14 protein-coding genes are annotated in these 14,601 nt (G+C 62.4%); 7 read left to right on the top strand and 7 right to left on the bottom strand.

Annotated elements, in window-relative coordinates; genetic code table 11:
• The first annotated feature begins 41 nt into the window (after window positions 1-41).
• Both ACNQR1_RS34720 and ACNQR1_RS34715 read left to right on the top strand, forming a co-directional pair.
• A complete protein-coding gene (locus tag ACNQR1_RS34720; protein ID WP_418050020.1) occupies window positions 42-1,607 on the top strand; it encodes an alpha/beta hydrolase in 1,566 nt (521 codons plus the stop codon).
• A gap of 11 nt (window positions 1,608-1,618) precedes the next feature.
• Window positions 1,619-2,173: an LppA family lipoprotein gene (locus ACNQR1_RS34715; protein WP_418050019.1), complete on the top strand. Its 555-nt coding sequence runs from the start codon at window positions 1,619-1,621 to the stop codon at window positions 2,171-2,173.
• Window positions 2,174-2,340: 167 nt separating this feature from the next.
• Here the strand turns inward: ACNQR1_RS34715 and ACNQR1_RS34710 are convergent, their stop codons facing one another.
• Window positions 2,341-2,922: a peptidoglycan recognition family protein gene (locus ACNQR1_RS34710; protein ID WP_418050617.1), complete on the bottom strand. Its 582-nt coding sequence runs from the start codon at window positions 2,920-2,922 to the stop codon at window positions 2,341-2,343.
• A 394-nt stretch (window positions 2,923-3,316) separates the two neighbouring features.
• On the opposite strand from ACNQR1_RS34710, the gene ACNQR1_RS34705 reads away from it, so the two are divergent.
• Window positions 3,317-4,867 carry a serine/threonine-protein kinase gene (locus ACNQR1_RS34705; RefSeq protein ID WP_418050018.1) on the top strand — a complete coding sequence of 517 codons (1,551 nt, stop codon included), beginning with the start codon at window positions 3,317-3,319 and terminating at the stop codon, window positions 4,865-4,867.
• Window positions 4,868-4,987: 120 nt separating this feature from the next.
• Here ACNQR1_RS34705 and ACNQR1_RS34700 read toward each other — a convergent pair whose 3' ends face one another.
• Both ACNQR1_RS34700 and ACNQR1_RS34695 read right to left on the bottom strand, forming a co-directional pair.
• Window positions 4,988-5,134: a hypothetical protein gene (locus ACNQR1_RS34700; RefSeq protein ID WP_418050017.1), complete on the bottom strand. Its 147-nt coding sequence runs from the start codon at window positions 5,132-5,134 to the stop codon at window positions 4,988-4,990.
• A 235-nt stretch (window positions 5,135-5,369) separates the two neighbouring features.
• On the bottom strand, window positions 5,370-7,436 hold the full coding sequence (locus tag ACNQR1_RS34695) for a PolC-type DNA polymerase III (protein WP_418050016.1): 2,067 nt from the start codon (window positions 7,434-7,436) through the stop codon (window positions 5,370-5,372).
• 170 nt (window positions 7,437-7,606) lie between these two features.
• Here ACNQR1_RS34695 and ACNQR1_RS34690 point away from each other — a divergent pair, with 170 nt between their 5' ends.
• Window positions 7,607-8,950, top strand: coding sequence for an IS256 family transposase (locus ACNQR1_RS34690; protein WP_074328301.1), 1,344 nt, complete (start codon window positions 7,607-7,609; stop codon window positions 8,948-8,950).
• Window positions 8,951-8,974: 24 nt separating this feature from the next.
• Here the strand turns inward: ACNQR1_RS34690 and ACNQR1_RS34685 are convergent, their stop codons facing one another.
• Window positions 8,975-9,706: a DUF6933 domain-containing protein gene (locus ACNQR1_RS34685; RefSeq protein ID WP_019348133.1), complete on the bottom strand. Its 732-nt coding sequence runs from the start codon at window positions 9,704-9,706 to the stop codon at window positions 8,975-8,977.
• An 18-nt stretch (window positions 9,707-9,724) separates the two neighbouring features.
• Here ACNQR1_RS34685 and ACNQR1_RS34680 point away from each other — a divergent pair, with 18 nt between their 5' ends.
• The gene (locus ACNQR1_RS34680) at window positions 9,725-10,126 is read left to right on the top strand and encodes a hypothetical protein (protein WP_019348132.1); all 402 of its coding nucleotides are present in this window, start codon (window positions 9,725-9,727) and stop codon (window positions 10,124-10,126) included.
• A gap of 137 nt (window positions 10,127-10,263) precedes the next feature.
• On the opposite strand, the gene ACNQR1_RS34675 is transcribed toward ACNQR1_RS34680, so the two are convergent.
• Both ACNQR1_RS34675 and ACNQR1_RS34670 read right to left on the bottom strand, forming a co-directional pair.
• Window positions 10,264-10,827, bottom strand: coding sequence for a DUF4236 domain-containing protein (locus ACNQR1_RS34675; RefSeq protein ID WP_418050015.1), 564 nt, complete (start codon window positions 10,825-10,827; stop codon window positions 10,264-10,266).
• 479 nt (window positions 10,828-11,306) lie between these two features.
• On the bottom strand, window positions 11,307-11,453 hold the full coding sequence (locus ACNQR1_RS34670; protein WP_418050014.1) for a hypothetical protein: 147 nt from the start codon (window positions 11,451-11,453) through the stop codon (window positions 11,307-11,309).
• 424 nt (window positions 11,454-11,877) lie between these two features.
• Here ACNQR1_RS34670 and ACNQR1_RS34665 point away from each other — a divergent pair, with 424 nt between their 5' ends.
• Together ACNQR1_RS34665 and ACNQR1_RS34660 are read left to right on the top strand one after the other, a co-directional pair.
• Window positions 11,878-12,339 (top strand): hypothetical protein, encoded by a 462-nt coding sequence (locus ACNQR1_RS34665; protein ID WP_418050013.1) that lies wholly within the window; start codon window positions 11,878-11,880, stop codon window positions 12,337-12,339.
• A 288-nt stretch (window positions 12,340-12,627) separates the two neighbouring features.
• Entirely contained in the window at window positions 12,628-13,812 is a 1,185-nt protein-coding gene (locus tag ACNQR1_RS34660) for a DUF4062 domain-containing protein (protein ID WP_418050012.1), read from the top strand.
• Between the two features lie 37 nt (window positions 13,813-13,849).
• Here the strand turns inward: ACNQR1_RS34660 and ACNQR1_RS34655 are convergent, their stop codons facing one another.
• Window positions 13,850-14,413 (bottom strand): hypothetical protein, encoded by a 564-nt coding sequence (locus ACNQR1_RS34655; protein WP_418050011.1) that lies wholly within the window; start codon window positions 14,411-14,413, stop codon window positions 13,850-13,852.
• Window positions 14,414-14,601 lie beyond the last annotated feature (188 nt).

Here is a 14,601-nt window from a genome sequence, read left to right as displayed (position 1 = left end):
TGGACAAACTGAGTGCCTACCTTGCCTCTCACGGCGAAGAAATGGCCAGAGTGTCATCGGCGACCTGGGCCAGTGCCGACGAGATCGAAGGCGTCAAATCGACACTAGAGCGCATCTATGAGGACGCCCGTACTGAAGGCTTCAGCATCGATCCCGTCACCGCAGCGGTGACCGCTACCGACCAATCGAAAGTCGGCGACCCGCTGTACGCGCTGCAACAGGCCGACCTTGAAGTCCGGATCAAGGATCTGCTCGCCGCGGCAGATCAAGCCGACGACGGTTTGGCCAGAGCCATCACCGATGCCGGCGAGCATTCCGCCGGTACCGATCCGCCCGATGTGCGTGACGCACTGTCCAAGCCGGTCCCCGATGACCCCAACCAGTTCCGTGACTTCTGGGAAAGTCTGACACCCGAAGAACGTGACGCGTTGTATCAGCGGGATCCCTCAATCGCCAACCACAACGGCATGCCAGCCGTCGACCAGGACTACTACAACCGCCAGACACTGGACCGCGAACTGCCCCAAGCGCAGGCCGCCCAAGCCCGCGCCGAAGCACTCAAGGCGCAGCACCCCGACTGGGCTGGCGGCAACAACATCCCGCCACCCAACAAGCCCGGCGCCATCTTCGATGACCGACTCAAATACGAGGCGTGGCAGCGCGAACTCAACGACGCCCAAAACGGTGCCAAGCCGCTACCGGCTCTACAAGCCATCGACAGGGCCGTCCGCGACAATCCCGAACGCAAACTGATGCTGCTTGACACCAAATCCGGCGAACTGGTCCACGCGGCCATCGCCGTGGGAGACCCCGACACTGCCGACCACGTCTCGGTGACGGCTCCGGGTTTGAACACCACGGTGCAAGACTCCATCGAGGGCATGGCCAATGAGGCCACCGACGTTCGCAAAGAAGCGCTCAACCAACTCGATTTGGCCAACCGCGATGATGAGACGGTCGCTGCCATTGCGTGGATCGGATATGACACCCCGCAGGTTCCAGGCTGGGACCAATTTGGCGTGTCGGCGGAGGGCGGGTGGGACGTCACACACGACGACCTGGCCCGCGCCGGGGCCCACGACCTGGCTGGGTTCTACGACGGCATCAACGCCGCACACCAGGGCCCATTGGATCTCACTGCGATCGGGCACTCCTACGGCTCTCTCACCACCGGTCTGGCGCTGCAGGAACCCGGGAACCACGGTGTCGACAACGTTCTGTTCTACGGCTCGCCCGGCATCGAAGCCTCCACACCCCAAGACCTACAGATGCAACCCGGCCACGTCTATGTGATGGAAGCCCCCGACGACCCGATCCAGAAGGTGTACGACGCCAGAGCTGTCATCCAAGGCATCCCGATCATCGGCTCGTACCTCAATGACGAATTCGGCGATTTCGGACCGAACCCAGCCACCAACCCCAACTTCACCCAGCTCTCCACCGCCCCCACCACCTTGCCCATGCCTGATGGCCGCACGCTGGAAGGAGTCAGCGGTCCGCACGCACACAGCCAGTACCCTCAACTCGGCGACAACAGTCAGCCCCGCACCAGTGGCTACAACATCGCTGCCGTCGTGGCAGGCACAGCACCCATCCCGGACAAGTGAGCACAGCGCCTATGACCTTGAACCGCACCGTCCGCCACCAGCTCAGCGCGATCACCTGCCTCGCGTTGATTGCGCTACTAGCCACAGGATGTCACGTGACCAACCCGTACAAGCCCACCGACGCCGGCCACGCCAGTCAAGCCGCAGACGCGCTGAAAACCCTGCCCTCACTTGAAGAGACCCACACTCAAGTGCAATCCGCTATCGAAAAACTTGGCCAGCAGATCACCGCCATCGCTCCGTCGGTGACATGGGAATGGCGACGCACCGACAGCAGAGCTGGCTGTAAACCACCCTATGAGCAATCCGACGGCCAACTGATCCTGCTGCGAAACTACGTATCTGCCAGCCCAATTCCCGAACAGAACTGGAAACAGGCTTTCGAGCTGGCGCAACAGGCCGCTTCCTCGTTAGGGGCAACCGAACTGACTGTATTCAAAGACAACCCCAACAACCATGACCTGCAATTCACCAGCGACACAGGCACCACGCTGCGCGTTGGATCCCAAGCCGCCGCGCTGATCACCGGCAGCACGGGATGCAGACTGCCCAACAAATACAAGTAGCAACCTGAGGACGGTCTGCAATCTCGCAGGCAATCCCAACCGCACTACGCCGGTAGACACTTGACCCTTGCGCTGGCGGCGGGGACATGGCTTTGGAGATTGTGAGATCCGGCCGATGGGTCCCACGCGTGTCGCTGCCCGCGCTCGACCCCGACGGACCAAGTTGGTTACTGGCCCGCTTCGATATCGGCCACCTTGACGGCTGCTTCGTCTCCGCAGAGGCGTTGCAGGTTGACCGGCCCGGCGTCGAGCAGGGCATCGATGCGCGCGTGGAGGTCGCCTGAAGTGAGGTGAGCGTAGAGGTTGGCGCCCGGGCAGGCCGTGTCGGCGAAGTCCCGGTGCCCACCCAGGGTGTCGCTGGCCAGATGGAACTGTTGGGCTGCCCAGGCGAATGCTGTTGCCGCACCAGTGAGTTGGGCCTCAGTGACGGGTTCTTGGTCGAAGTCGCCCTCGCATAGGACGAGGAAGTGTCCGGCGGGGTCGTAGTTGGTCGCGGTGTCACCGGCGAGCTCGGGGGTGCGAAGTTCGTAGATGTTGCCGTTGCGGTCGACGCCGACGTGGTAGGCGATGTCGATCCACCCGCGGTCATTCTGGTGGTAGCGCTGGTGCTGACGTAACCGACTGGGCGCAAGTCGATTGTCGCCGAGAACAACAGCTGTGTGGTGCAACGTCATTCGCGTGATGGTGTGCGCACGCCCACCAGGCCGGGCCGGTGCCGCACCCCACGCCTGCCGGCAGATCTCGACCATGGGTTGGCCACCGACCAACGTGGTGGTTGATGGGGCAGGTTCAAGCGGCAGCGGACTGATGGCGGCAGGTGCTGGCGGCAGGGCCGGTGGATGGCTCGTCGGCGGCACCGTGGGAGTCGACGCCGATTCGGTGGTTGCCGCGCAGGCTCCGAGCGTTGCGGCCAACCCGAGGCTGCTGCTGAGCTGTATCAGCTGCCGACGACTCAAGGCGTCAATCCGTGTTCTGGATCCACCGCCCGGCTGCGTGTCCATCGTGGTCACGATACGTAGCCATTCGCTCCGTCTGGGGGTGGTTGGCAAAACTGTCCAGTCGTGCTCAGCGGCCGGGATGCAGCACCGCAATAGTACGGCAAAACACCAGATCAACTCGGGTGGCGCTGGGTAATATGCGGCCATGTCGATCCCTGACGGCCAGGTGTTTGCCGGCTACCGCATCGTGCGGCTGCTGGGAACCGGCGGCATGGGCGAGGTGTACCTCGTGCAGCACCCACGGCTCCCGCGTCAGGAGGCGCTGAAGATCCTTCCATCGGAGATCAGCGCTGACCCCCAGTTTCGTGCCCGGTTCACACGTGAGGCCGACATCGCCGCGACGTTATGGCATCCGCACATCGTGTCTGTCCATGATCGCGGCGAAGACGAGGGCCAGCTGTGGATCACGATGGACTACGTCGAAGGCAAAGACGCGGCCCAACTTCTGCGGGACCGCTACCCACATGGCATGCCGCCCGCTGACGTGTTCGAGATCGTGTCAGCCATCGCTGAAGCACTCGACCACGCCCACGAACGCTATCTGCTGCATCGCGATGTCAAACCGGCCAATATCCTGCTGACCGACACGCGCATCGACGACCGGCGAATCCTCCTGGCCGACTTCGGGATAGCCCGGGACACTTTCAATGCCACGGGATTGACCGCCACCAATGTCACGGTGGGATCGGTAGCCTACGCCGCCCCTGAACAGCTCACCGGTCAACCCTTGGATGGCCGTGCGGACCAGTACGCATTAGCCGCTACAGCCTTTCACCTGCTCACCGGCACATTGCCGTTCCCCAATACCAACCCTGCCGTTGTGATCGGCAATCACCTGTCGTCGCCACCTCCGCGGTTGGCCGCCATCCGTGCCGACCTCGGCGACATTGACGACGTGCTCGGCAAAGCCATGGCCAAAGAACCACACCAACGGTTCGACAGTTGCCGCGCCTTCGCTGCCGCACTCACTCAGCGCCATGTCCGGTCCGCGGCTCCGGGAGATGTCACCCAGCTAGCCGTTCCGGCGTCAGCCGCGCCCACTTTGTACGCCGTCCCGACTGCGCCGGATCCCGAACCAATTGCACGCGAAAAGCATTCATCGCAGCGGTGGCCCTTGATCGCCGGCGGGATCGCCGCTGGATTGCTCGCGGTCGGCCTGGTTGCCTTTCTCGGCGCAAGACTGGGGCAACCATCGCCTCCCGCCGCTCAACCTCAACCGACGGCCTCACCGTGGCCGGAAACGATCAGCACCCCAGCCCCGCCACGAACCATCACCCAGACCGCGCCCGCGACTGCGACCCCACCGGTCCCCGCTCCGGCATCGCCGAAACAGACCGCGCCGCCACGACCTGCGGCGGCGCCCTCGGGAGATTTGGGCCTGCGCCAGCCGATGAGCCGCCCGGCCTGCAACGGCCAAGGCATTGTCATCCTGGGATCCGTCACCACTCCGGGTCTGTATGAGGCTGGGGTGCAACGACTTCTAGACGCGCACCCTGGCGCCTTCTACCTGCGCACTGATCAAACCTGCCCTTCGCTACGGGCCGCTACGGAAGGCGGTGACCCGATCTACGCTGTATTCGTCCCGGGCGGCGCAACTCACGCCCAGGTGTGTGCCGGAGTGCAGGCGGCCGGCGGCGACGCCTATGGCAAGATCCTGGACTACACCACCGATCCCGGCTATAGGATCCCCTGCTGAAGGGAAATATTCGGCAAGGGTCAAGCTTCCGTCAAGAATCTTCGGTGACTGGGAGAGTCGTCGACCGGCGAGGTGCTGTGCGAGGTCCGGTCGATGGAAGTTCAGCTTCCGCCGGTGGGGTTACAGTCCGCCGACTAGAGCAAGCGCTTGGTCGGCCCAATACTCGGCGAACGCCGCGCCCTCGGGATGACTCACTATCCACTGATGGTGAGCGGCGCAGCGTCGTCGCATTTCGTCACTGTCGCTGTACTCGGGGCGCTCCGTCATTGCTGGATGATAGTGCCGCCCCTCGGCAGTGACCGCGAGGTACTCGGGGACCGCCCAACGTGCACTGCTCCCGTGGTCTGCACACCGTGCCTAATTCGTTGGCACCGCCCCGTTGAATTGAGGGTCCTTGTGCCGAAGGGCTGACGGTTAGCGGCCGACGGAATCGGATGTTATCGGCAGGGGTATTGGGCGAGATACATCCTTGAGGTAGCCGATGTCTGTCCGTGATCGGTCTTCATTCCCAAGGTTGGTATTCTGGGTCATGGTCGAGTTCTTTTGCACGCCAGGTCGGTCGCCAGTAGGCGTCGTTCTCAGCCGCTCGTTGGCGCCGGTAGGCGGCCGCCTCGTCGATTGTGCGTTGGCGTTCAAAGGCTTTGAGTTCGGCTTCGCGGGTGGCGTCGTTGAGGCGGGTCCATCCTTCGGCGGGATAGATGATCGGGATGCCGAGGTTGCGGGCGGCGGTGTGACGGGAATCGGTGGCGTTCGGGGTTACGGTCACTACCCACTGCACGGTTTTGGTGATGTTGATAGCGAGTTTGGCGCCGTAGGATTCGGCGTGTTTGCGAAGTTCGACGACCTCGCTGTGGTCGCCGAGTATGGCGATGCGTAGGCCGCGTAGGTATCGGGCTTCGGCTGGGGGGTCGGGCTCGGCGCAGGCTTCGATAACGGCGTGGATGTCTTTGGCGAGTTCGGTGAGTCCGAGAGCATCGGCCAAGAGGTACATTTCCCGGCGTTGAACCGGAGCAAGAGACGCCCAATCGACGTCCTTCTCGTCGGAATACGTTGCTTCCCAGGCTTGCTGGTGAAGGTCGAGAAGTTGAGGTCCGGTGAGTCTGGTCCGCCGCGCCTGGCGCGTAAGTGCCTCGGTCTCCTCATAGGTGAGTCGCCCGTCATCGACTGCATCAGCGAGAACTATTTTGTATTTGGATATTTCGGCAGGTTCTCCAGTCCGGAGTGTGTGTGAGCGGGGAAACGAGCTGAGAAGTTCGGCGACCGAAGCCCGCTGCATGGGGACTGGGCGGCAGCTGATCGGGCACGGCGCAAACGTTTTCGGAGCCGCGGGTATTGGTGCTGTGGTGAGGTGCAGCGGTTTGGGGGAGCTCTTCAGTAGCCAGAGCATGACTTCAGCTACAGCGCGGGCGTCGCCGAGAGCGGTGTGTTTCTGGTCGTTCCAACTTCCCGTGGCCGTCTTGTACATCGCGACGAGGCTGAAAGCGCGTCCCTCTAACTGTCGGCGTGAGGATTGCCACGTGCACACGCCCACTAGTTGGGGGACCGGAATGCCGGCACGCCGTGCCGCGGCGTTGAGGAAGCCTTCCTCGAAGTCGAGTTTGTGGGCGAGAAGCACCGTGTCGGTCATGAAGGCGAAGGCCTCAGGCAGAACCTGCTCGATACTGGGAGCATCGCCTAGAGCGGCGTCGTCGATGCAATGAATTGCTCGGGCTTCGGGGCTAGATCCTGGGTGGTTTACCAAGGTGGCGAATTCGTCGATGACGGTGCCGTCGGCGGTGAATTTGACCAGACCGATCTCCACGATCCGATCCCGTTCGGGGTCCAAGCCTGTTGTTTCGATATCGATTGCGGTGAAGGTCAGTCCTGCTGCCGGGTGTGCGGTAGCGGTGCGGGTGAGGTTAGCCCTGGTGACGCCCGCCTTGGGTGACGTACGTGCGGGGTCGGTCCGTGTGGCGACGCTTGCTTTGGCCTGGAGCGCCGGCGCCGGCTTCGGCTTTGGTTTCGGTTGGACCTTGCGACGTGTGGGCGTCAGCGCCACTGGTTCAGCGGGTTTCAGTGTGGCTGGCGCGGTGGATGGCCTAAGTAAAGGAACAGCAGCCAGGACCCTGGCCACTGCCGGGATAGCGTCGGCACGTGATACCTGCAATTGCCATAACAGTCCCTGGACGCTGGTGAAGTCGACTGTCCCGTAGAGCATTATCGGCAGGACTCGATTGTTCTTGTAGCGCCGGTCCGGGCCGCCCTTGACGTTGACGTATTGCCAGGTCTGGCCGACCTGGGCCCCATCACCAGGAGGTGAGGAGCTTTCGATGAACTGAGTCTCACCAGATCTGACGCCAAGTTGGGTGTAGCTGATATCGCTGAAGTGCTTACCCTCGCGCACCAGGATCCGGTCCGGAAGAAAATAGAGCGCGGCGCTACCTGCAGTGAGTGAGGGGACAGCGATGTTGGTGGATAGCTGCTTTGGGCCTGCGGTTGTCGCAGCAACGGCGACGCGTTTGATGACGTGGCTAGCACCCGAATTCGTTTTGAACTGGTGGGTGGTGGTGACCGCGCCTTCCTGCAGCACCCGCCATGTCCGTTGCGAGCCGGTGAACCAACCCCAAGTCGTTGCGAGCGAGTCAAACCATGTGTAGTGCTCGTCGCGAACGGGTCGTGTCCGGGACGCGGTGTAAATACGGAGCACGGGCGTAGGTTCCGCTTCACGACCTGCAAGTCTGCGAAGAAGGAGTCACGCCCGTGCCTGTTCGAGTATCAGCCGTCGATCGCATCCGCACCAGAATCGATGCCCTATTTGCCGAGGATCGGGAGCTTTCGGAGATCCTTGAAGAGGTTGCCCGGCTGGGCGCTCAACTGTTGATGCAGGCGGCCCTGGAGGCTGAGGTCACCGAGTTCCTCGGTCGCGAACGCTACCAACGCGCTGCTGCCTGTCCCGACGCTAACGGCGGCTCGCGCAACGGGTATCGACAGGTGACGGTGAAAACCACCACTGGGCCGGTTACGTTGGAGCGGCCGAAGCTGCGTGGCACCACCGCAGCGTTTGCGTCGCGGTTGTTCGGCAAGCACGTGACGAGAACCAACGCCTTGGAGACGCTGGTGATTGCCTCGTTCGTACGCGGGTTATCGGTGCGCGACGTGCAGGCCACCCTCGCCGAAACACTTGGCGACCAGGCCGCGATCTCCAAATCCACGGTCTCGGAAGTGTGCAAGGCGATCCGAGCCGAATACCAGGCGTGGGCGCGTCGTCGACTTGACGAGATCACGCTGGATTACCTGTTCTTGGATGCCAGCTTCTTTCGGATGCATCCGGGGTCGCCGGCCGAGCCGGTGCTGGCCGCCTGGGGCATCACCACCGAGGGCAAGCCGGTGTTCGTCGGGTTGGCGCCCGGGACCGGCGAGTCGACCGACGCATGGGCCGACTTCCTGACTGATCTGGGCGATCGCGGCCTGGGTTGTCCACTGTTGGTTGTCTCTGACGGCGCCAAGGGCCTGATCGCAGCCATCGAACAAATTTTCCCAAAAGCGTTGCGGCAGAGATGTCTTATTCATCGACTCCGCAACGTGCTCGCGAAGATTCCCGCCGGGATGCAAGCCGAGGTCCGCGACGGCTACTGGGCCATCTTCGATACCGCCGATCTGACGGTTGAACCGGGGCCTGGGCTCGTTGAGATCATCGACAAGCGGATCGAGGCGTTCGCCGCCAAATACTTCGACCTCTATCCGGCGGCGATGCGCATTCTGCTCACCGACAAAGCTGGGTTGACTGCCTATCTGCGGTTCCCGGTCGAACACCATGGGCGCGTTCGACATTCGAATTTTATTGAGCGCTCCTTTGGGGAGACCAAGCGTCGGACCAAGGTCATCGGCCGATTCCCCGGCGAGACCAGCGCCGTTAGCCTGGTATGGGCGGTGCTCGACCGGGCCTCGGCCGGTTGGCGCGGGCTGTCCATGACACCGGTCGGTACCCGATTGCTGCACGACCTACGTCGATCGCTGCTGGACCCACCCCGTGAACTGCGGCTGACACCGTCCACCACGAGTAACGGCACCAACCCCGCAGATCCCATCTCGGCCACCGCGTAACAACTCCGTGTCGCTTTGGCAGGCTCAGTTTCGGTGACGGCTGGCGGTGACCAGGTCGATCGGTGGGATGTAGCCGGTGATGCTGTTGATGGTGCGATGCAGGCCGTGGTGCAGCGCGTCGATGTCGCAGCGGGCCAGGCCGCCAGCGGTGGCGATGACGTGTTCGGTGGTGAACGCCAGGTCGTTGATCGTGCCCAGGATGCGGCGGTCGGCGGTCTTGGCCACGGCCACCTGCTGGGGATCAAGATCGCCGAGCGTATCGGCGGGCAGACCCTCGACGTGCAACGCGGCCTGGATCGCCGAGACGACCGGCGGGCCGATCGGGCGCAACCCGGCGGCGGTGACGTTCGGCATGAACACCGAGAACAAGGTCCCGGCGTGGGTCACCAGCAGGCATTTGCGTCGGTCGATCCAGACCAGGTGGGCATACCAGTCGGTCGCGCAGGCTTGGCCGATGGCCGGCTCAGGCGCCCTCAGCAGCGCCAACACCTTGGCGGTACATCGCAGCATCACGACCCATGATCGTAGGCAGCGTCCCCGAGGATCGGTACCCAAGAACACCGCGACGTGGCGCCGGTACAGTGTGGCGACGTGTTGGTCGCCGATCTGCATCACTTCCTCGACATGCCGCACGACGCTTCCGGTCCCGCGCGCCGCCTGGCACAACACCTGGGCGACATTGTCCGGGCGGGCACCGCCGGCCAGGTCGGTGATCGGTGGGTATCGGCATTGCCGTGTCGGCGCCGCCCCGCCCACAGGCGCTGCCCCGGGCGGATGACCATCGCTATCGCCTCGGCCGAGACGGCGGCGCCGATCCGATGGTCGTGCAGCGTCTGCGACGACGAGGGGGTGATCAGCAACTGGGCAGACTCCCCATACGACCTGCGCCGCCGCCGCTCCAGCGTTGCCGGCGACCTCAAGGAGGTCATCGTCAGCGACACGACCGCCGCCGTGTTACGCGACCTGATGCTGCTTGACCCCGACTGTGAGCGACTGGTGTACGGCATGCGCGCCCACCCAAACGGCGCTGCCTTACTGACCAATGCCGACGACCTCGAAGAGCTTATCGGGTTCGTAGCCGCCGAAGCCAACCACGAACCCAACCGCCGCCGCCAAGACCGCCTCGACGCCGCGTTCAACGCACTGACCGACGCCGCCCAAACCCTCTCCAGCTGAGCATCTCTCGGCCCTACGCATCAGCCCTGGGCGCGCCAAAGCATCCGCAGCAAGCTACCGAACCCGCTCGCCGTTATCCCCAACACCACCAGCTCAAGCTGCAAGAGCCTGTCACTTGAGTTCCCCAGCCCGTATGCTCACCCACGAAGCTGCGAACCGACCGGTGCTTTTACACCCACTTTCGGACGCGACCCGCGAACGTCATAGAACAACACAACGGTCTTGTGCGCCCTGTCGTTGAGAACCAACCAGATACACACCGGTGCCAGCACCGCCCACAGAATCAACCCGTAGGGCATGAGCGGCAAGCCCGCTGCGAATGCGGCCGCTACCGCCCACCAGCCCCACGCCGTGCGCGCCGACGCGGAATTGAGCTGCTGCACCAGGTCGCCGCTGCCAGTGGGCGCGAGCTCGATAGCGGTGCTGCCGGTGACGTCCTCCATGATCACCGCACTGGGACGAAGCTCGGCGGGCAATGGCTGCAGAGGTCTTGGGTGAACCGGGCTCGGGCCGGCACCGGCTTTCGGGGCACCCAATGTCGCCTGGTAGAACACCCCCGCGCGGCCCATCCGCACATAGTTTCCTCGGGGACCCGTTCCGACCCGGAAGCCCGGCACCCCAACGCTCACCCCGAGACCCGAACTGCTCAGGTTGAACCGGAACGGACCCGCGTTCAGGCTCTTGCGGACATAAAACCCCACGACAACCCCCACTTTTGACGCTTACGTCAGCATGGTGACACAAGTTGGCAGCTGGGCTGAAGCCTTTGCAGAGTCGAGGTTTGGATGGCCGCGAGTTCAATGCCCGTTTAGGGCGGCTCGATTCACAACTCGGACTGAAGCAGTGACTGCCGGACCTACGATGACGTAAGCAGTTCAAGATCGAGCGGGGACTGAGATGTACATACCGCCGGTGAACCCACCGCGACTCGGAGATCCCCTAGACGCGAACCACTACAGCTACGTCAAGCGATCCAGTGCGGATCATCAGGCTGATTGTGGAATCAGGTGCTCGCCGATCACCCCACCTTGGGCCCGAGTTCTGGCCTGGTCGTCCGCGTTGCACCGATACGTGATCACGCGGGCCGGTACCCACTGGTTTGGGTGTAAGCATGAGACGAAGGCCGTTCACCAGCGCAGGCGGCGACCCAAGAACTGGCAGGTCCACTCCTTCCAGCGGGTCACCGTCGGCCGATCAGCTCAAGGGCCTGGTCAGCCCACGACTCGGCGAACGCCACACCCTCGGGGTGAGTTGCTATCGACTCGTCGTGCGCGACGCAGCGTCGTCGGAGGTCCTCACCGTCGTCATACGCGCGGTGTTCAGCCATCGCTGGATGATAAGTACGGGCTGTTGGGCACCGCCACGGCGCTGGCTGCGAGGGCGACAGCACTGCCAACGATGAGCCGTTTAAATCTATAAGTCACACGCGTAGCGGTCGCCGTCGCCCCAATACGCCAGATCATCCTGCGGGATGTCATAACGACCGTCTTGAGGGAGACCTCCGTGCAGTTCTTGTACGGTCTTTCGGCTGCCGCGACTGGGGCCGGGCCGATCGTGCCTACGCTCATGGCTACGGCGATGAGCTGGGGCGGGAGCATCGTGCGGGCTCAATGGCGATTGACTCGTCACCAATCGGACACCCCGTGTATGTCGATCCACTGGCGTGGTGCGCGCACACCCGTCTGCATCCGTGCCAGAACCCTTGATCGAACTTGTCCAACTTATCGGCACCATCGTGCAGAATACTCTGCGTGACTGGACCTGACGACGGCGAAGAGCAACTAAGTGCGCTCAAGCGCAAGCTGTTTGGCGACAGTACGGCGAACGTTCCTCGAGTGCTGATCGAGCTACTCGGCCACTTTGGCGTGGGCGGCTTTCCCGCAGCAGTGTTTGAGCGTGACTATCAAAACGCGGCGTTCGGGGTCTACTGGCTTCACGGCGCACTCCTCCACAAGTGCGAGTACTCAGGCCGGGAAGAAAACGCGAAAGCAACCCATCGGGTGTTCCCATTGGACCGGCTGACTGGTTTCACCTCGGACTTCACGTTCGAGTGGGACGACTTCCATAATCGCCACACCGGCTGGAACCGGCAGATAACGCTGACGCCTGAACTCAATGAGCCAATCGTTCTGGAGGTACGCGGCAACACTCAGTGGGCCGCAGCACAGAACGAGCTGATCGACGCGTTGCTTGAGGCCTTCGGCGCAATGTAAGCCAACAATTTTCGTGAGCGAACCCTAGTTCTAGTGCGAGATCGAGATGTGGCGCCTCCGACCCGACGGGCAACGAATCCAGTACTCCCGGAAGCGGCGGGGCGATCGATACGTGGGAGTCTCGGGTTGAGTGAAGTCGACCGAGTCTGGTGTTGGTGGTGGGTAGGGGATCAGTTTGGTGGCCGCGTCAACACCATTTCCCGTGACGTCGGAATGTAAGACAATGGCGGCCCCCATCTCCGCTGTGAGACCGTGACGGCAATTGAGGAAGGACGTGGAGGAAACACTGTGAAGGTCTTCATCTCATCAGTCACCTACGCACTGAAGGAAGAACGCGCCGCTTTGGTTCCCTTCCTACGGCTGCTTGATCACCATCCGCTGAGATTTGAGGACTTTACGGCGCAGGACCGCTCCAGCCGAGAGGCTTGCCTCGCTGGAGTGGAGGCCGCCGATGTATACGTGCTACTGCTGGGTCCCCGGTACGGGCAGCCCTTCCCCGACACTGGACTGTCACCGACGGCGGAGGAATTCAAGAGGGCACGTCAGCGCGGCATTCCGATCCTGGTGTTCAACAAGCTCCTTGCCGAGGAAGACGACACAGAGCAGTCGGATTTCAAGGACCAAGTTGGGCACTACGTCAGTGGTCGGTTCTGGCGATCTTTCACCGATCCGCTTAGTTGTAATCAAGCCGTAGGGGAATCGTTGAAGGAGTTGGACCTAGAGTCGGGTCCGGTTGAGCGCTCAACGCCGCGAGAGTCGGTGAATGTTCCTTGGCTGGCCGAGAGCGGGATCCTGGCCACCGGATCGAATAGCGCCGTTTGGTCGGGCCAAGGGGGCAGACTGGCGCCGCCGTTCACCGTGGCCGCACCGATTCTGGAACTCCATGTGGTCGGATTGGGTGGAACAGATGCACCTAGTCGGAGGCAGCTAGAGGATCAGGCGACGCACTTCGCCCGAGACGCACGAAGTGCCGGCTTCGTGTCAGAGGCTGATCAGCTGGTCATCGGAGGGACGAGTGATATTGGCTGGGCAATACGTCCGCCTGGGACTACATCGTCTGGATCATCCCTCAGCCGACGCTCGGTTGAAAAGTTTCGGGGATTAGTGTGTCACCGCAGTGGAGTGGTCGGTGCCTTCATGTCCCTGGACTCAGATCTCATGGGCAGCCTGGTCGATCAACGGAGTCTTCAGACGGATCTTGCTGAGCTGTTCGGTTTGATGACACCGCATATGCCAAAGACCGAATTTCTTAGTGTGGCAGCCGGACTCAACAACGCCAGCCAGGTATGGGAGGGCAATCCGGCGAGCGTCGGGGACCGCAATTCAGGCAGGATGCGAATTGCTCAAGGAGTGGTGATCAGGGTTGGAGGAGACTTCGCCGTTCCCGGGGGTCAACTCTCGGCGTCTTTCGGTGACGTTGGCAAGGATCTCGCTCACGACCTGCTTACGCAACTGCGCGAGAACGATCTCTGAGAATCAGATCGCTAGCGCCATGCCATGTCCCACTATGTCAGCGGGACAGCGCGCTGCGGGCGGTTGCGACGAATCGCTCCCACCGCTCTAGCTTACCTGGATCATCCAGCGCCCCGGCCAGGCTGATCGTTGTCGAAATGCCATCTGAGAACGCGAGTTTGATCGATGTTGGGTAGAACTCGGGGGGAGGTTCGCGGAACGGACGTGATCGACGCACGTAGTGCACTGCATCGACGGACAACGCCGACAACGCATTGGCTGGACGTACCCACGCATGAACTGGCGCCGCCGCGATCGGCTTGTCGAAAGCGTCTGGCTTTGTGCGTCTTTCGTTGTCCTCGTCGTAATCGTAGTTCGTTTCTGCGTAGCTCGCTTCCGCATAGGCGACAGTTTCGGCAGTGAAAAGCCATGCCTGCCATTTTGTCTGCGGCTCCCATTGGTAGTGGGTATGTGATGCAATTACGGATCCGATGGACCCGACGAGTGTTCGGAGGGTGAGTATCAGCGGGTACGGAGGGATCCGTAGCAAGTCGCCTGGAAAGTTGGAAGCGCGTGTATGTTCAGAGATGGAAGCCCATTCCTGCTCGCTCGGATGAGTCATCCTAATTCCTCCTGATCGCGATCGATCGTATGCCTTGCTCCGTTTTGATCTTGAAGCAGCGTGAGTGTTGATGAAGGTGCGTTGGATCCATTCCATTGTGAATGAAGCCGCACCGAACTGCGGTTTTGATTATGGTCGGCAACAGCCGGGCGCTCGCGTGTGTGGTTGGCGGCGGCGAGTTGCGAGTA

The sequence above is a fragment of the Mycobacterium sp. 48b genome (assembly GCF_048282725.1).
Taxonomy (GTDB): domain Bacteria; phylum Actinomycetota; class Actinomycetes; order Mycobacteriales; family Mycobacteriaceae; genus Mycobacterium.
The sequence above is the reverse complement of the archived record's forward strand: the minus strand, read 5'-3'. Positions and strand labels throughout refer to the sequence as shown.